Raw genomic sequence first — 16,656 nt, forward strand, 5'->3', positions numbered from 1 at the left:
TCTTCCTGGAAAGAAGCGAGTGCTCGCTTGGGAAAAGAGTGGCGCGGAGTATGGCGAATCTGAACTCCGGAATCGATATTTCACTCCTTATCATGGGATTTCAAACAACGCCGCGTAGCGAGTTACTGTACCGATATGCCCAGCATCACGACCACTAGCAACCCGAGATAGACCCAAGCGTGAAGTCGATCCGGTATGCGCCCGATCCAAGGTGTAGCAAAGCGAATCCCCACTAACGATCCTATCGTCAAAACCGCGAACGCCTGCAAATCCAGATACCCGACAAGCCAGGGCCCCAAATCCCTGGTAACCCCCGCCATGGCCATGTAAGTCAGCGTTCCGGCCACCGCGACCGGCAAACTCAATGGGTTCGCCATAGATGTTGCCTGGGACATACTCAGCCCACGACGACGCAGCAACGGCACAGTCATGACGCTACCTCCTACGCCCAAAAACGTAGCAATGGCGCCGATGACGACTCCACCTCCCCATACTTCTGCCCTGCCCAATGGACGTGGGGCTACAGCGTCAGAGTGTGTAAGAAAACCGCGTCTGAACAGGCAGTCCAGAATCGTGATTCCCAGATAAACGATGAAACCATAGCGAATCACTTCGCCGCTCGCCCAAATCGCTGCCACGGCTCCAACGACTGCGCCCAGGCCGATATAGCCGGCCAACGGCCAAAGGTAGCGGCGAAGGAGGTTACCGGCGCGGTGATGCTTTGCGGTGGCGATCAGCCCGTTGACCACCATCACGCAGGTGGAGGTGGCCACAGCAATGTGCATCGCCGATTGGCCGATGGGGTCGTCAACACCGTGGCTAGCTGTAAGCATGCGATACATCAAGGGCACCACGACGAAGCCACCACCGAAACCAAACAGCACCGCCGTCACGCCACTCAGGCAACCGAAGCACGCGAGCAATACATAGAACATCGAGGCGAATCCATGAAAAGGGAGGCGCCCACGATAGGTAAGCGAAGCCTGGCCTGCTGTAGCAAACCAGCCAATAATGTTCGCATTTACGCCAATCACGAATGGCTCATCGATGCGCAACACCTCGATCGATTTATTGGATGCGACACCCAGGGCTGTCGTCGCCATCGGCACCGATTATCCCCACGGACATTTATTGTCGCTGCACCACCATCGCCGGGCGCAGTTACTGTATGGCGCCACTGGCGTGATGCAGGTCAGCACCGAGGACGGCAATTGGGTGGTGCCGCCGCAACGGGCGGTGTGGATTCCGCCAGGGGTGGCCCATGAAGTGCTGATGCTGGGCGTCAGCACCCGCAGTCTGTACATCGAGCCGGCGGCGGTGACGGCCATGGATGCCCGCTGCCAGGTCATCAATGTGTCGCCCCTGATGCGCCAGCTGCTGTTGGAAGCCGTGGAGCTTGCGCCGGACTACGACGAGGCTGGACGCGATGGTGTGTTGATCGACCTGCTCCTGCACGAACTGCTGCGCAGCGCACATCTGCCGCTGCACCTGCCACTGCCCAAGGATTCACGCCTGCTCGGCCTGTGCCAAGCGTTCCTCAAGCATCCCGATGCCCATGCCTCGCCCGTGGGATGGGCGGCGCAATTGCATATCAGCCTGCGGTCGTTCAATCGCCTGTTCAGCCGGCAAACCACGCTGACTTTCAGCCAGTGGCGGCAGCAAGCGTGTGTCATGGCGGCGTTGGCCCGCCTGGCCGAAGGTGATGCGGTGACGCGAATAGCCCTTGATCTGGGCTACGACAGCCCCGCTGCGTTCTCCACCATGTTCCGTCGGGTCCTGGGCCACGCCCCGAGTGCCTGGTTAGAAAAGACCACTGGTCACCGATCAAGAAAATGAGATTGATCCGGGCTCAAAACAACTGTACAAAAACACAGTATTTTTGAATCCACAGCTTTGGAGAACTCCCATGGCCTCTCTCGCAATCAAAACCACTCTGGAACGCATCGCTGTCTATCAATTCACCCCCGCTCACAGCGCACAGGCCCGAGCCATGCTGGGCTGGAGTGTCGAGGAGCTGTCCCGCCAATCCGGTGTCTCGGTCCAGGCTATCCGCCGCTTCGAGGCCGGCGGCGAGTTGCTCGACGTGACCCGCCTGGCCCTGGCCTTCCGGCTGGAAGCCGAAGGCCTGGTGTTCTTCCCCGGGTTCGCACCGGGGCGCGGCATGAATATCAAGGGCGCGACGCCGGATCCCATGGGACGACCCGATTACGCAATGATTGAATAGCGCAGGCTCCGCGTGCGCTATGCGATACCGGCCTGGTCCTGATACGCCGAGGGCTCCACGTCCAGCCACCAGGCCCGGCCACGTTGCGGCTGCGTCAGGGTGAATGCCTCGCCCATTTGCGGCGTGGTGATGCAGACGTTGCGCTCCCAGGCCAGGGCCAGGATGCGGTCGAAGGGTTCGTACCAGGCATGCATCGCCAGGTCGAACGTGCCGTTGTGGATCGGCAGCAACCAACGGCCCTTGAGATCGATATGAGCCTGCAGTGTCTGCTCCGGTTGCATGTGCACATGGGGCCAATCGACGTTGTAGGCGCCGGTTTCCATCAGCGTCAGGTCAAAGGGCCCGTATTGCGCGCCGATGCGTTTGAAACCGTCGAAATAGCCGGTATCGCCGCTGAAGAAAATTCGGCTGGCGCCGTCGATCATCACCCACGAGGCCCACAAGGTGCTGTTGCTATCGAACAGGCCGCGTCCGGAAAAGTGCTGGGACGGCGTAGCGATGAACTCGATACCGTCCACCTCGGTACCTTGCCACCAGTCCAACTGCTGCACCTTGTCGGCGTCGATGCCCCATTTGATCAGGGTGTCACCCACGCCAAGAGGCGTCAGGAAGTGGCGAGTCTTGGTCGCCAGCTTGAGGATGGCCTGATGATCGAGGTGGTCGTAATGATCATGGGAAAGGATCACTGCTTCGATCGGCGGCAGCTCTTCAAGGCTGATGGGCGGCTGATGAAAACGCTTGGGGCCGACCCATTGCACGGGCGAGGCGCGTTCGGAAAAAACCGGGTCAGTCAGCCAGAATTTGTCCCGCAGCTTGAGCAGAACAGTGGAATGGCCGAGGCGCCAGACGCTGTTGTTAGGCGCGGCCAACAGCGCGGCGCGCGTCAACGGTTGAACCTCGATGGCGCCCGCAGGCCGGGTGGTGCGCGGCTTGTGGAAGATCATGTTCCAGATGATGCGTAGGGTGGTACCAAAGCCTTCCCGAGGAGTGAAGGCGTGGTTGCGATACTTGCCCTGTTCCTGCCGGGATGAAGGGAAGGCAGACGGGCTGTCGGTGGAAAAAGAGGGAATGGTCATGGTGCGATAACTCCAAGGACGTCGTCGCGATTGCGCTTCGCCGTTGTGGGACGCTGGATGGCCGTTGCATGCACGCTCAGCCGTCTGACTCAAAACTACACCACTCGGTGTAGTTTCTAGATTGCATGAATCCCGGGAGCAAGTAAACTTCCGAGTGTAATTTCTATCACCTCAACCGACGAATTGCCCATGACCGCACCGCAGCGCCTTACCGAGCGAAAACGCGAAGCCATCCTCCAGGCCGCGATTGCTGAATTCCGTAGCAGCGGTTTCGAGATCACCAGCATGGACAAGATCGCGGCGACGGCCGGCGTATCGAAGCGCACGGTGTACAACCACTTCCCGAGCAAGGAGGAGTTATTTGCCGAGATTCTGAATCGGTTATGGAACAGCATTACCGCAGAACAGGACATGCCCTACAGCCCGCAAAAGCCGCTACGGGATCAGCTCCAAACGTTGCTGCAAGCCAAACTGCACATGCTCGCAGACGAGAACTTCCTCGACCTGGCTCGCATCGCCATTGCCGCAACCATTCATTCTCCCGAGCGAGCCCAAGACATGGTTGCGCGCATGGGGCAGCGTGAGGAAGGCTTGACTGCCTGGATTCGCCTGGCCCAGGCCGATGGCCGCTTGAAGCCCGTGGAACCGGCATTTGCCGCCCAACAAATGCATGGGCTACTCAAGACGTTCGCCTTTTGGCCGCAGGTTTCGATGGGACAACCAAGCCTGACCCTGGATGAGCAGACCCAGGTGATCGAGTCGGCCCTCGACATGTTCCTGAGCCGTTACCAAGCCTGATCAGCCAATGGAGGACTACTGCATCGATGGGTTGTGCATGACCTTCTGATGCAGTTCGGTAGTCAAGCTGTCGATACGCTCGGTCAATGCCTTGGTCATTTCCGTCAGGCGGGTGTTCTGTTCCAACAATTCGAGCAACTGCGCCGTATTCTGCGCGGCCTGGGCCTGGCGCTCGCTGTTGGCGATGGCCAAGGCTTCGCGATGTTGCGCATCGGCTTCCGCCTGGGCTTTGTCCCGAGCGGCCTGGCGGGTCTGCGCCAGCAAAATCAGCGGCGCGGCGTAGGCCGACTGCAGGCTGAACGCCAGGTTCAGCAAGATGAACGGGTAAGCATCGAAATGAACGACGCCCAACAGGTTCAGGCTGACCCATATCAGCACGATCAAGGTTTGCGCGCCGAGGAACGTCGGAGTCCCGAAAAAACGCGCGAACGCCTCCGCTCTCAACGCAAAGCGATCATTGCCAAAGGTCGGCGCCAGATGAGCGTGAGGGCGATGAAAACGCAAGTGGTCAACGGGTTCGGAGTGGGCGGGTTGGGAAGACTTCGTCATCGTGATGTTCTCTGCCAAGGGCTGGTGCTCAACGCACTATAACCGTTGGGGGACCGTCATCCAGAGTCATGCGCACCCTGCCCCGTTGAAAGTCAGCGCCAGCGCAGATTGCGCCCCAGCTCATCGAACAAGGTCACCACCGAACGCAAGGCCCGGCAGTCCGGACGAGTCAGGAGCCACAGGGCCGTGTCATACCCCTCCAGCGGTTCGCCAAGGGGCCTCAGGCCCTGGCGTTCATCGATCAGAAAGTCCGGCAGCGCCGCAACGCCCAAGCCGGCTCGCACCAGCTCGGTGACCGAAAGCATGCTGTTGCAGCGATAAGCAGGCACCACGCCGGGTAGCGATTGGCGGCGCCAGGCCACGGTGGGGTGATCGGGAAGGAAGTCGTCCGGCGCGATCCAGGTCATGGAGGCCAAATCATCCGGACTCGCCGAGCGCAGGTACGTGGCGCCGACACATACCCGGTAAGTCACGCGCCCCAGATTTCGCCCAACCAGGTGTTCCGGCGGCGTACGGGTCAAACGCAACGCAATGTCGGCATCACGGCGGCTCAGGTTGGCGAAGTCGTTCGAGGTGCTCAGCTCAAGGGTCAATGCCGGGTAGTCGGGCATGAACCTCGCCAACGCCGGCAGCAGCAATGCTTGCAGGACCGAGTCGGTGCACGTCAGTCGTACCGTGCCGCTGACGACCTCGCCCCCCTGCTCCACACCGATCCGCGCTGCCTCCAAAGCCTGCTCCGCGCGCTCGGCCTGCTCAGCCAATGCTTGGGCCAGGCTCGTGGGCAGGTATCCAGAACGACTTTTTTCGAACAAGGGTTGGCCCAGGGCCGCCTCGAGTCGGCGTACCGAGCGGAATACCGTGGACACATCCACCTGGAGCAATCGTGCTGCCCGAGCCAGCGAACCGCCACGGACCAGCGCGAGGATCAGGGACAGATCCGGGTAGTCCAGACGATAGTGCGTTGATGCATTGAACACTTGGATAAACGCCAATATTGATTGCGTGAACGCCAATCTATAGTGGCGACCAGCAATCAACAAGCGGCGAACATCCCATGGAAAACCAGCGTTCTTTACACATCGCTCTGGTCGGCGACTATGACCCACAGATAACGGCCCATCGGGCGATCCCCCGCGCCCTTGAGCTCATCGCCAGGCAAACCGGACAAGAGAGTAGCTGCCAGTGGTTGGCAACCGACGCCATCGCCGACAACAACGTTCTGGATGACTTCGATGGCGTCTGGTGCGTGCCCGGCAGTCCTTACCGAAGCGAAGACGGCGCCTTGCACGCGATTCGTTTTGCTCGGGAACAGCGTCGCCCTTTCCTGGGCACCTGCGGCGGCTTTCAGCATGCCTTGCTGGAATACGCCCGTAACGTGATGGGCTGGGCCGATGCCGCCCATGGCGAAACCGCTCCCGAGGCTGAGCGGGCCCTGTTGACGCCGCTGAGCTGCGCCTTGGTCGAAACCATCGACAGCCTCCAGCTCGAAGTGGGTTCCTTGATCGCCAGGGCCTATGGTCGCCAGACGGTTTTCGAGGGCTATCACTGCCGCTTCGGGGTCAATCCGGATTTTGAAAAGGATTTGCTGAACCAGCGCCTGCACGCCGTTGCCCGGGATTCGGCCGGCGATCTGCGGGCCGTGGAATTGCGTGACCATCCATTCTTTGTCGCTACGCTATTTCAGCCGGAACGCGCTGCGCTGGAGGGTCGTGTGCCGCCGTTGGTTGCTGCGTTTGTGGAGGCCTGCGCGAGGACAAGGCCATGAGCGCAGCTTGCATTGATGTTGACTGTGACGCCGCCATCGCGAGCAAGCTCGGCTCCCACATGGATATGAGGTGGACGCAGATCCTGTGTCCCCCCGATCCCTTGTGGGAGCGGGCTTGCTCGCGATAGCGGTGGATCAGCTTGCATCAATACTGAATGTGCCGACGTCTTCGCGAGCAAGCCCACTCCCACACTGAATCTCGGGTGTTCACAGAGCCTTCCTTCACCACAAATCCCCTGTGGGAGCTGAGCTTGCTCGCGATAGCGGTGGATCAGCTTGCATCAATACTGAATGTGCCGACGTCTTCGCGAGCAAGCCCGCTCCCACACTGAATCTCGGGTGTTCACAGATCCTGCCTTCACCACAAATCCCCTGTGGGAGCTGAGCTTGCTCGCGATAGCGGTGGGTCAGTTTGGATCAATACTGAATGTGCCGCCGCCATCGCGGGCAAGCCTTGCTCCCACAGTGTCTTTGTTCAACTCAAGATCGGGGTTCAGCCTTCCACCAACTGCCGCACCGCCACGATTTCCGGCAGGTCGCTGCGGGCCATGTACACCCGTAAAGGTTCGGTGAGGTTGATGCGGTCGTCGATGTTCTGGTCCAGCAACAACTGGATGCGCTCGCGCTTGAGGGCCATGGTGCCGTCTGCCACCTCAGCCCAGACAAACTCGCTGGCGGGAATGATGCCGTCGTCGGCCACGTCCATGCCAAAGGCGTCTTCGCTGAAACGTACGATGTAGTGGCCGGTCTTGCGGTTCAGACCGACAAACCCCTTGAGCTGGTCGGCGGCCTGGCAGATGAATGTCGAAGTGGTGCGCATGGTAAACCTCATGGATGCGTCCCTCGGGACGTCTGATCGATGGTTTACACGCAGGGCAAGTGAACGATGGTTTCGGGTTTCCCTCTGCCGGGGAAACTGGTGCTGCCAAGGGTACTGCAAAGCATCCTGGAAATGCGTGGGAAAATTCTGCTTTGCACACGTTTATGTCGGTATGGCGATAGCGCCGACAGCGTTCAGTTGCTAAAAGATAGGTTTTTGCACACACCCACGAAAGGATTTCGAGCATGCCTGTCACTTTTACCCGCAGCGCCTTGGTGCTGAGCCTGTTGCTCGGCTTCGGCCAGACACAAGCCTCCGAGGCCCCGCCCCCCAAGGCGCTGGCAGCCCTCCAGGGCATTCCGCACCCGGCGGTCATCGCCCACCGTGGTGCCTCGTTCGATGCGCCGGAATCCACTGCCGCCGCCTACAAACTGGCCCGCGACCTGGGCGCCGACTACCTGGAACTGGACCTGCAACGCAGCAAGGACGGTGTGTTGTTCGTCCTGCATGACGACAGCCTGCTGCGCACCACGGATGTCGCGGCCAAGTTTCCCGAACGCAAGGACAGCACCGCCAACCAGTTCACCATGACGGAACTCAAGACTCTCGATGCCGGCAGCTGGTTCAACACCGCTTACCCGGACCGTGCCCGCCCTTCATTCGCCGGCCTGAAAATCCTCACCCTGGATGAAGTGATCGACATCGCCGAGGGCAACCCGCTGCACAAACCAGGGCTGTACATCGAGACCAAGGAGCCGAAGCTGTTCCCCGGCATCGAACGTGATCTGAAGGACAAATTGCAGGACCGCGGCTGGCTGAGCCCGGCCGGGTCGAAACTGGCCAAACGCGCCACCGGGGTCGGCCAGGGCAAGGGCAAGGTGGTCTTGCAGACCTTTGAAAAGAGCAGCCTCGAACTGCTGCACAAAGAGATGCCGAAAGTGCCGAAGATCCTGCTGTTGTGGGTGGGCGAAGGCAACATCGAGCCCAAGTCCAAGGTGCCTTTTGCCCAATCCGGTGAAACGGACAAGGCGGTCTATTACGCCAAGCAGGAACCCAAGGACAAGGCCGAATTCGAAAAGTGGGTCCAGTACGCCAAGGCTCAGGGTGCGATAGGCACCGGACCGTCCGCCGCCTTGACCCACGGCGGTAGCCAGAGTTACTCGGACCTGGTGCAACCGTGGATGAACCAGTACACCCATGACCAGGGTCTGCTGGTGCATGTCTACACCGTGGATGAAGCGGTGGACTTCAAGAAAGTCATGGATGCCGGCGTCGATGGCATCTTCACCAACCGCGCCAGTGAACTGCTCAACTACTTCAAGCGCCCCGAGACTGGCAGCGTCGCGCAGTTACTGGAAAAGAACGGCTACTGAACCCGAACACGCCTATGGGGGAGGACTTTGCCCCATAGGCCCCCACTCGGCACTTCAGAAGTTTTTTCGAATTAAGGGTGAATTAAGTTGCCACAGATAATCTGGCACCACTTAAACGACTCCCCCCTTAATGACACCAAGGAAAGAACTTATGAAAACTTTGACTGCCCTGTTCACCGCTGCCGCCCTGACCCTCACCGCTGGCCTGGCCCAGGCCGATGTACGCATCGACCAGATCCCACAACTGGTCAAGGAAGGCAAGATCAAGTCCCTTGAATCGATGAACGAAGAAGCCCTGAAGTTGCACCCGGGCGCGACCATCACCGACACCGACCTGGACAATCATTTCAACGGTTATGAGTATGAAGTCGAATTGAAAACCGCCGACGGTAAAGAATTCGACGTGGACTTTGATGCCACGACCGGCAAGGTCTTGAGCAACAAGCAAGACACTTGATCCATCAGTAGAAAAGAGCCGCGTAACCTTGGGGTTGCGCGGCTCTTTTGCGTTTATCGATAACTAACGCGAACTACCGTCAGGCACTCAACCGTGCCGTCACTTCATTCAACTGCCCCGACAAGCCATGCAGATCCCGACTGGCGGCTTCGGTGCGTTGCACATTGTCCAGGTTAGTGCTGGCTATGCAGGTGATTTCAGTCAGGTTGCGCGAAATGTCTTCGGCCACGGAAGTCTGCTCCTCGGCAGCGGTGGCGATCTGGCGGTTCATGTCGCGAATGGCTTCGACTGCCTGGGTGATGCGCTCGAGCATCGCACCGGCCTGGGTCACTTGCTCCACGCTTTCTTCGCTGCGGGACTGTCCACTCTCAATGGCGTGGGCCGCGTCCACCGCACCGGTTTGTACAGTCTGGATGATCTGGTTGATCTCGATGATCGACGACGCAGTGCGCTGGGCCAGGCTACGCACCTCATCGGCAACCACCGCGAAACCGCGTCCCGCCTCCCCGGCCCGCGCCGCTTCAATGGCAGCGTTGAGGGCCAGCAGGTTGGTCTGCTCGGCAATCCCGCGGATCACTTCCAGCACCTTGCCGATACGCCCGCTGTCGGTTTCCAACTGACGGATGACCGTGGCCGTGTTGGCGATCTCGCCGCGCATCCGGGTGATGGTGTGGATGGTCCCTTGCATGACCTTTTCGCCCTGTTGCGCCGATTGATCGGCATCATCGGCCGCCCGCGCCGCGTCGGCGGCATGGCGGGCCACTTCCTGGGCCGTGGCGGACATTTCGTTCATCGCCGTCGCTACCTGATCGGTGCGTTCGAATTGCTCGCTGGTGCCCTGGCTCATCAGGCTGGCGATGGCATTGAGCTCACCGCTGGCACTGTCCAGTTCCGTGGCACTGCGTTGCAGGCGGGTAAAGGTTTCAGCCAGGAAATCACGCAGTGTGTTGGCCGCTACCGCCAGATTGCCCAGTTCGTCCTGACGGTTGCTCGTCACACGCTCGGCGAAACGCCCATGACTGAGTCGGGTCACGTATTCGATCAGGTTACGGATCGGTTGAACCAGGTTGCGATTGACCAACCACAGGCTGAACAACCCAATCAACATGCCCGACACCAGCATGATCACCGTGCCGAGCATGATCGTGCGATCGGCATCGGCGCTGATCAGCATCGATTGCTCGGTGCCCAACTTGCGCAGCTCCACCACCAGCGCACTCATTTGCTCACTGGCCGCACGGTCCACGCCCTTGACCGCCGCATCGCCCGCCGCTGGATCGCCACCGGAGGCGACAAAGGCATCACGGCCCTTTTGGTAGGCCGCGCCCAACTGACGATGCTCATCGCGCAGAGCCTCGATACGGGTCTTGATGGGCGCCGGCACACCTGCACGCCCGATCAATTCGCCGAGGATGCCTTGGACATCACGCTGACGCTCCTCAAACTGCTTCCAGTATTTATCCAGATCCGCCGGCTGCTTGCCGCGCAGCAGAACGTTTTTCCATTCCTGCACCTGCACCTTGAACTGCAGGTTGGCCTCATCGATCAACTGCGAGGCACGCAACGGCCCCTCGATCAGGTTGTGATAGTTCTGGACGCCATTGGAAAGGAAATGAAAGGACGCCAGGGCGATCAGCAACATCGCCAACAGGCTGCCGCTCAACAAGGCGAGAATCTGGGCTCTGAGGGATTTCTGTAGAAACATGGGAGGCAATCTCTAAGCGAAAAGAACAGGAACGACGTCCCGACCTCCATGTCCGCAACACACCGCGTCGCAACCCGAATACCGGGATATGTACACACCATCGGCCCGCCTGAAGGCATTCTTGAGCCCTGGCGACTGCCGGTAGTGCCAGCCCTTCGCGGCGCCCATAGAACTGTCACAAAACCATCAAGAAAGCTTGCGATGATGGCACTTAAGTGAACCTGCAGCCGCGACAGGCACTTCCCGCCAGCGAGACTTCATGAACCACAGCATCGATCAAAGCCACCGCGATCCGGACCTGTTCGGCCTGCTTTACGGGTTTCGTTTCCACCCCGGCGAGCGTGGGCAGGAGATAGATTCGGCCCAGGCCCTACGGAGCCTGCAACACCCGCAAGACACCGACGAGTTCCTCTGGCTGCACCTGAACCTGGCTCATGCCGCGTGCGAGCGTTGGATGAAAAATCACCTGGCCCTGCCTCAGGAGTTTTTCGAAGCCTTGCACGAAGGTTCACGCTCGACCCGCATCGAACACGTCGACTCGGCGTTGCTGGCCGTGGTGAACGACGTCGTGTTCAACCTCAGCAACATGGTGTCCTCGGATGTCTCCACATTGTGGGTGTGCGTGCACAGTCGGTTGATCGTCAGCGCGCGCTTGCAGCCCCTGCACTCGGTCGACAAGCTGCGCTCGTCGGTCAAGGCCGGCGAGTGCTTTCGCTCGCCAGTGGAATTACTCGTGCACTTGCTGCGCGACCAGGGCGAAGTGCTGACCCAGATCGTGCGCAAGACCAGCCTCAGCGTCGACCTGGTCGAAGATCAGTTGCTGTCCTCGCGGCTGTCCACCAACCGCGCCGAGCTGGGCAGCAACCGCCGGGTACTGGTGCGCCTGCAACGCCTGCTGGCCCTGGAGCCGGGTTCGTTGCTGCGCCTGCTCAACCGCCCGCCGCAATGGTTGCAGAAAGAAGACGTCAAGGAGTTGCGCAAATCCACCGAGGAATTCGCCCTGATCATCAACGACCTCACCGCGCTGGGCGAACGGATCAAGCTGTTGCAGGAAGAAATTGCCGCCAACCTCAACGAACAAAGCAACCGCACCCTGTTCACCCTGACGGTGGTCACGGTGTTGGCGTTGCCCATCAACATCATTGCCGGTTTCTTTGGCATGAACGTCGGTGGCGTGCCGCTGGCCGGCGATCCTGAAGGCTTCTGGATCCTGGTGGCGCTGGTGGTCACCTTCACGCTGATTGCCGGCCGATGGGCATTTCGCAAGCGCCGCGACTATTGAGCATGACCTGTCCAGACAACCCCTTTTGTCGGCACACCAGGATTTAAAAGTCTTTTTGTCATTTCTCCTGGGGTATCCTGCCCAGGCTTTTTAAAAGCGCGGATCTACCAGATCTATCAACAGACTTTGCGAGGAGCGCGATATGCACGAGATCCCTAATCTCCCCTTCCCAAGCCTGCACGACACTGAGCAGACGACCACGCTACAAGCCGGGGGGCAACCAGACGCCCAGCAACCCGAGCCGAAAGAAGCCACTGAACGCCGCCAGGCCGACAGCGAAGACTGATTCACCCGCACCACCAGACCGTGTGGAAAGCGCTAATATGCGCTTTCCACACTGCCTGAATCCCGAGCCCCCGCACCATGACCGATGACACCCCGACCTTCAGCGAAGCCCAGGCCAGCGTACTGATCGGCACCGCCGAGAAAATGGTCGAGATCTGGACACGCCTTTCTCCCGAGAAACAAGCTGCCCTGCTGGCTCGTTTCGGCACCGAAGAAAACGCCCTCGCCGCACTGGTCACCACGCACCTGGTCGCCGGACAAAACGATCGCTGAGCAACCATTGGGCAAATAGTTTTACTTTTCCAAGACCAGCCACCACGCTCGCCGTTATCATAAGCAGCCTATCTATCCTGCTGCTCCGTGGACCTTTTCCTCATGTCAGATTCCCAGCGCCCCCTGGCGGTCACGCTGCAAGTCGTCTCCATCGTCCTGTTCACATTCATTGGCTACCTGAACATCGGTATTCCCCTGGCCGTGCTACCTGGATATGTCCACGGCGAGCTGGGTTTCGGCGCGGTGATCGCCGGGCTGGTGATCAGCGTGCAGTACCTGGCCACCCTGCTCAGCCGTCCTTATGCAGGAAAGATCATCGACAACCTGGGGAGCAAGCGTGCGGTCATGTTCGGCCTCGCCGGCTGCGGTCTGAGCGGTGTGTTCATGCTGGTGTCTGCCTGGACGCCCCATCTGCCAGTGTTCAGCCTGATCAGCCTGTTGATCGGTCGCCTGGTGCTGGGCAGCGCGGAAAGCCTGGTGGGCTCGGGTTCGATTGGCTGGGGCATTGGCCGGGTCGGCGCGGCGAATACCGCGAAGGTGATTTCCTGGAACGGCATCGCCAGCTATGGCGCGCTGGCGATTGGCGCCCCACTGGGAGTGTGGCTGGTCAATCGCCTGGGGCTGTGGAGCATGGGCGTCAGCATTATCTTGTTGGGCTTGCTGGGCCTGGCACTGGCCTGGCGCAAAACCGCCGCGCCCATCGTCGTAGGCGAGCGCCTGCCGTTCATGCACGTGCTGGGACGCGTCCTGCCCCACGGCTGTGGCCTGGCCCTGGGCTCCATCGGGTTTGGCACCATCGCCACGTTCATCACCCTGTATTACGCAACGCAGCACTGGGACAACGCGGTGCTGTGCCTGAGCCTGTTCGGCGCCAGCTTCATCGGCGCGCGTTTGCTCTTTGGCAACCTGATCAACCGCCTGGGCGGCTTTCGCGTGGCGATTGCCTGCCTGTCGGTGGAAACCCTGGGGTTGTTGCTGCTGTGGCTCGCTCCGGATGCCCATTGGGCCTTGGCGGGCGCGGCGTTGAGCGGCTTCGGTTTTTCCCTGGTGTTTCCGGCGCTGGGCGTGGAAGCGGTCAACCTGGTGCCGGCCTCCAGCCGTGGCGCGGCGGTGGGCGCTTATTCGCTGTTCATTGACTTGTCGTTGGGGATCACCGGGCCATTGGCCGGCGCGATTGCAGCAGGTTTTGGCTTTGCCTCGATCTTCTTGTTCGCCGCACTGGCGGCCCTGGGTGGCCTGGCATTGAGCATCTACCTGTACCGACAGGCGCCAAAGCATCGCCAGGAGCGGGAAAGAAACTAGAAATCCACTTTGCCGCGCCCGGCCTTGATCGAACCGCGCTTGGTCTTGGATTCCAGGCGACGCTTTTTCGAACCCAGGGTCGGCTTGGTCGGGCGGCGTTTCTTTTCGACCTTGGTGGCGCTGAGGATCAGTTCGACCAGGCGCTCCAGGGCATCGGCCCGGTTCTGTTCCTGCGTGCGATATTGCTGTGCCTTGATGATCAGCACACCGTCGCTGGTGATGCGGCTGTCGCGCAGGGCCAGCAGCCGCTCCTTGTAGAATTCAGGCAGCGACGAGGCCGGAATGTCGAAGCGCAAGTGCACGGCGCTGGAAACCTTGTTGACGTTCTGCCCACCTGCACCCTGGGCACGGATGGCCGTCAGCTCGATCTCGGCGTCGGGGATGTGCACGGTGTTGGAAATCGCCAGCATGGAAAGCGTCCGGTATCAGGCCCCACAGGATACAGCGAATCCCCCGGACAACACCTTCCCCTAAAACAACAAACCCGGCGCTCGGCCGGGTTTGTTGTTTTAGGGAATCGCTTACTTGGCGGCAGCCGCCACAGCCAGTTCATGCCGGGCACTGCGCTTGTTCTTGATGACGTAGCACCCCCACATGAACACCACCCACACCGGAATCGCATAGACCGAAATCTGGATGCCGGGGATCAGCAACATTACGCCGAGGATGAACACCACGAACGCCAGGCAAATGAAGTTGCCGTACGGATACCACAGCGCCTTGAACAGCGGTGTCTGACGGGTCTGGTTCATGTGCTGGCGGAACTTGAAGTGCGAGTAGCTGATCATCGCCCAGTTGATCACCAGGGTCGCGACCACCAGCGACATCAGCAGCTCCAGCGCATGTTGCGGGATCAGGTAGTTCAGCAACACCGCCACCAGCGTCACGGCCGCCGAGGCGAGGATCGAACGCACTGGCACGCCGCGCTTGTCGATCTTGGCCAAGGCCTTGGGCGCATCGCCCTGCTCGGCCATGCCCAGCAGCATGCGGCTGTTGCAATAGGTGCCGCTGTTGTACACCGACAGCGCGGCGGTCAGCACGACGAAGTTGAGGATGTGCGCGGCGGTGTTGCTGCCCAGCATCGAGAACACCTGCACGAACGGGCTGCCGCTGTAGGCATCGCCGGAAGCGTTGAGGGTGGTCAGCAGGCTGTCCCAAGGGGTCAGGGACAGCAGCACCACGAGTGCACCGATGTAGAAAATCAGGATCCGGTAGATCACCTGGTTGATGGCCTTGGGGATCACGGTTTTCGGCTTATCGGCCTCGGCGGCGGTGAAACCGAGCATTTCCAGGCCACCGAAGGAGAACATGATGATCGCCATGGCCATCACCAACCCGCTCACGCCGTTGGGGAAGAATCCACCGTGGGACCACAGGTTGGTCACCGACGCTTGCGGGCCGCCATGGCCACTGACCAACAGGTAGCTGCCTAGGGCAATCATGCCGACAATCGCCACGACCTTGATGATCGCGAACCAGAACTCGGCCTCGCCGAAGACTTTGACGTTGGCCAGGTTGATGGCGTTGATCAGGATGAAAAACGCGGCTGCCGAAGCCCAGGTCGGGATCTCCGGAGCCCAATAATGGATGTACTTGCCGACCGCGGTCAGCTCGGACATGCCCACCAGGATGTAGAGGATCCAGCAGTTCCAACCCGACAGGAACCCGGCGAAACCGCCCCAATATTTGTGGGCAAAATGGCTGAAGGAACCGGCCACCGGCTCTTCAACGATCATTTCACCCAACTGGCGCATGATCATGAAGGCGATGAAACCGCAGATGGCGTAGCCAAGGATCATCGACGGGCCGGCTGATTTCAGAACCCCCGCCGAGCCGAGGAACAGGCCGGTGCCGATCGCGCCGCCGAGGGCGATCAGTTGAATGTGGCGATTTTTCAGGCCGCGCTTCAGCTCGCCTGAATGCGTATTTTCTACAACGGTCATGCGTCACCTATTTGTTTTTATCTGTGACGAAATCGAACCCGACACGCTCGTGGCGTGGCGGAGTGAACAAGGCGGATAACCTTGAAAATGCGTGGGTACGCGAAGGGTCACAGTAAAACGCGGCGCATTGTACACCGCTGCCCCACCGCGACCAGACACCCGCGCACCCCGTACATCAGGTCTGCCGCGCATCTGACCCGTCCCGCCGGTTTGAAACAAGCGCTGCGAAGTGTCGGAAAACCCGTCAAACCGACCTCTTCGGCAGCTTTTTCTTACAGCGCAGCCAAACACCGGTACAGGCCGGCTTGATAGGCAAAAATCGTCAATATTTCTTTACAAACCGTAACGTAAATTTTCCATGTAGGAATTTTCTGTAAGCTGACTGCAAATTGACGGTAGCTAGCTACCTAAGCAAAAAACTACACAGCCAACTGTTTTTGAATGAGTAATTTCTTCCGCGAAAATGGAATAAAAAGTTCAAACGAAAAAAATAAAATTATTTTTTTGCAATCCAAAAAACCCTCGACTAGGTTTTCAGCGACTTGCCAAGGCATCGTGCCGACAAGTTCTGCGGTGCCGTTGCCGGCCTGTTTACACTCGCCGAATCGGCCCGTTGATTTCCGTAAAAGTCATCTAGGAGATTCACTATGCAAGCACTGGACAAAGACTTGGAAACCGAACTGCAACTGGACGAATGGTTTGAAGCCCCTACCCATGAAGCCGCCGTTGAAATGATGCAAGCCGACGCTGTCGTTCCGTTCGGCACGGCGATGTGGCCTCTGTAGGCACTGCCCGGCGGAGGCG

19 protein-coding genes are annotated in these 16,656 nt (G+C 59.8%); 11 read left to right on the top strand and 8 right to left on the bottom strand.

The window, feature by feature from the left end:
* Positions 1–122: 122 nt before the first annotated feature.
* Positions 123–935 carry a sulfite exporter TauE/SafE family protein gene (locus PBDP_RS22750; protein WP_116833289.1) on the bottom strand — a complete coding sequence of 271 codons (813 nt, stop codon included), beginning with the start codon at positions 933–935 and terminating at the stop codon, positions 123–125.
* A 112-nt stretch (positions 936–1,047) separates the two neighbouring features.
* Between PBDP_RS22750 and PBDP_RS22755 the strand changes: the two genes are divergently transcribed.
* Together PBDP_RS22755 and PBDP_RS22760 are read left to right on the top strand one after the other, a co-directional pair.
* A complete protein-coding gene (locus tag PBDP_RS22755; RefSeq protein WP_212801359.1) occupies positions 1,048–1,836 on the top strand; it encodes an AraC family transcriptional regulator in 789 nt (262 codons plus the stop codon).
* A 70-nt stretch (positions 1,837–1,906) separates the two neighbouring features.
* A complete protein-coding gene (locus PBDP_RS22760) occupies positions 1,907–2,224 on the top strand; it encodes a helix-turn-helix domain-containing protein (protein ID WP_060740988.1) in 318 nt (105 codons plus the stop codon).
* A 17-nt stretch (positions 2,225–2,241) separates the two neighbouring features.
* Here PBDP_RS22760 and PBDP_RS22765 read toward each other — a convergent pair whose 3' ends face one another.
* Complete coding sequence (locus tag PBDP_RS22765) at positions 2,242–3,300, bottom strand: MBL fold metallo-hydrolase (RefSeq protein ID WP_116833291.1); 1,059 nt, start codon at positions 3,298–3,300, stop codon at positions 2,242–2,244.
* A 189-nt stretch (positions 3,301–3,489) separates the two neighbouring features.
* Between PBDP_RS22765 and PBDP_RS22770 the strand changes: the two genes are divergently transcribed.
* Complete coding sequence (locus PBDP_RS22770; protein WP_212801360.1) at positions 3,490–4,098, top strand: TetR/AcrR family transcriptional regulator; 609 nt, start codon at positions 3,490–3,492, stop codon at positions 4,096–4,098.
* A 15-nt stretch (positions 4,099–4,113) separates the two neighbouring features.
* Here PBDP_RS22770 and PBDP_RS22775 read toward each other — a convergent pair whose 3' ends face one another.
* Together PBDP_RS22775 and PBDP_RS22780 are read right to left on the bottom strand one after the other, a co-directional pair.
* A complete protein-coding gene (locus tag PBDP_RS22775; RefSeq protein ID WP_212801361.1) occupies positions 4,114–4,647 on the bottom strand; it encodes a DUF1003 domain-containing protein in 534 nt (177 codons plus the stop codon).
* A 92-nt stretch (positions 4,648–4,739) separates the two neighbouring features.
* Entirely contained in the window at positions 4,740–5,687 is a 948-nt protein-coding gene (locus tag PBDP_RS22780) for a LysR family transcriptional regulator (protein ID WP_212801362.1), read from the bottom strand.
* A gap of 14 nt (positions 5,688–5,701) precedes the next feature.
* On the opposite strand from PBDP_RS22780, the gene PBDP_RS22785 reads away from it, so the two are divergent.
* On the top strand, positions 5,702–6,412 hold the full coding sequence (locus PBDP_RS22785; RefSeq protein ID WP_212801363.1) for a CTP synthase C-terminal region-related (seleno)protein: 711 nt from the start codon (positions 5,702–5,704) through the stop codon (positions 6,410–6,412).
* A gap of 493 nt (positions 6,413–6,905) precedes the next feature.
* Here PBDP_RS22785 and PBDP_RS22790 read toward each other — a convergent pair whose 3' ends face one another.
* Positions 6,906–7,232, bottom strand: coding sequence for a DUF2025 family protein (locus PBDP_RS22790; RefSeq protein ID WP_212801364.1), 327 nt, complete (start codon positions 7,230–7,232; stop codon positions 6,906–6,908).
* Positions 7,233–7,477: 245 nt separating this feature from the next.
* Here PBDP_RS22790 and PBDP_RS22795 point away from each other — a divergent pair, with 245 nt between their 5' ends.
* Positions 7,478–8,605 carry a glycerophosphodiester phosphodiesterase gene (locus PBDP_RS22795; RefSeq protein WP_212801365.1) on the top strand — a complete coding sequence of 376 codons (1,128 nt, stop codon included), beginning with the start codon at positions 7,478–7,480 and terminating at the stop codon, positions 8,603–8,605.
* 151 nt (positions 8,606–8,756) lie between these two features.
* Positions 8,757–9,062: a PepSY domain-containing protein gene (locus tag PBDP_RS22800; protein ID WP_053124450.1), complete on the top strand. Its 306-nt coding sequence runs from the start codon at positions 8,757–8,759 to the stop codon at positions 9,060–9,062.
* Between the two features lie 79 nt (positions 9,063–9,141).
* Here the strand turns inward: PBDP_RS22800 and PBDP_RS22805 are convergent, their stop codons facing one another.
* Entirely contained in the window at positions 9,142–10,767 is a 1,626-nt protein-coding gene (locus PBDP_RS22805) for a methyl-accepting chemotaxis protein (RefSeq protein WP_109753890.1), read from the bottom strand.
* Between the two features lie 259 nt (positions 10,768–11,026).
* Here PBDP_RS22805 and PBDP_RS22810 point away from each other — a divergent pair, with 259 nt between their 5' ends.
* From PBDP_RS22810 to PBDP_RS22825, 4 genes are all read left to right on the top strand, one after another.
* Positions 11,027–12,049 (top strand): transporter, encoded by a 1,023-nt coding sequence (locus PBDP_RS22810; protein WP_109753889.1) that lies wholly within the window; start codon positions 11,027–11,029, stop codon positions 12,047–12,049.
* Between the two features lie 142 nt (positions 12,050–12,191).
* On the top strand, positions 12,192–12,335 hold the full coding sequence (locus PBDP_RS22815) for a hypothetical protein (protein WP_162893862.1): 144 nt from the start codon (positions 12,192–12,194) through the stop codon (positions 12,333–12,335).
* A gap of 77 nt (positions 12,336–12,412) precedes the next feature.
* Complete coding sequence (locus PBDP_RS22820; RefSeq protein WP_109753888.1) at positions 12,413–12,607, top strand: hypothetical protein; 195 nt, start codon at positions 12,413–12,415, stop codon at positions 12,605–12,607.
* Between the two features lie 102 nt (positions 12,608–12,709).
* The gene (locus tag PBDP_RS22825; RefSeq protein ID WP_109753887.1) at positions 12,710–13,909 is read left to right on the top strand and encodes an MFS transporter; all 1,200 of its coding nucleotides are present in this window, start codon (positions 12,710–12,712) and stop codon (positions 13,907–13,909) included.
* On the opposite strand, the gene arfB is transcribed toward PBDP_RS22825, so the two are convergent.
* Both arfB and PBDP_RS22835 read right to left on the bottom strand, forming a co-directional pair.
* On the bottom strand, positions 13,906–14,319 hold the full coding sequence (gene arfB / locus PBDP_RS22830) for an alternative ribosome rescue aminoacyl-tRNA hydrolase ArfB (RefSeq protein ID WP_025215135.1): 414 nt from the start codon (positions 14,317–14,319) through the stop codon (positions 13,906–13,908). The two genes, PBDP_RS22825 and arfB, sit on opposite strands and share 4 nt — an antisense overlap.
* Positions 14,320–14,430: 111 nt before the next feature.
* Positions 14,431–15,852, bottom strand: coding sequence for an amino acid permease (locus PBDP_RS22835; RefSeq protein ID WP_109753886.1), 1,422 nt, complete (start codon positions 15,850–15,852; stop codon positions 14,431–14,433).
* Between the two features lie 647 nt (positions 15,853–16,499).
* Between PBDP_RS22835 and PBDP_RS22840 the strand changes: the two genes are divergently transcribed.
* Complete coding sequence (locus PBDP_RS22840) at positions 16,500–16,637, top strand: hypothetical protein (protein ID WP_003178782.1); 138 nt, start codon at positions 16,500–16,502, stop codon at positions 16,635–16,637.
* The last annotated feature ends 19 nt before the right edge of the window (positions 16,638–16,656 follow it).

It is taken from the genome of Pseudomonas sp. St290 (genome assembly GCF_018325805.1).
Lineage (GTDB): Bacteria > Pseudomonadota > Gammaproteobacteria > Pseudomonadales > Pseudomonadaceae > Aquipseudomonas > Aquipseudomonas bijieensis.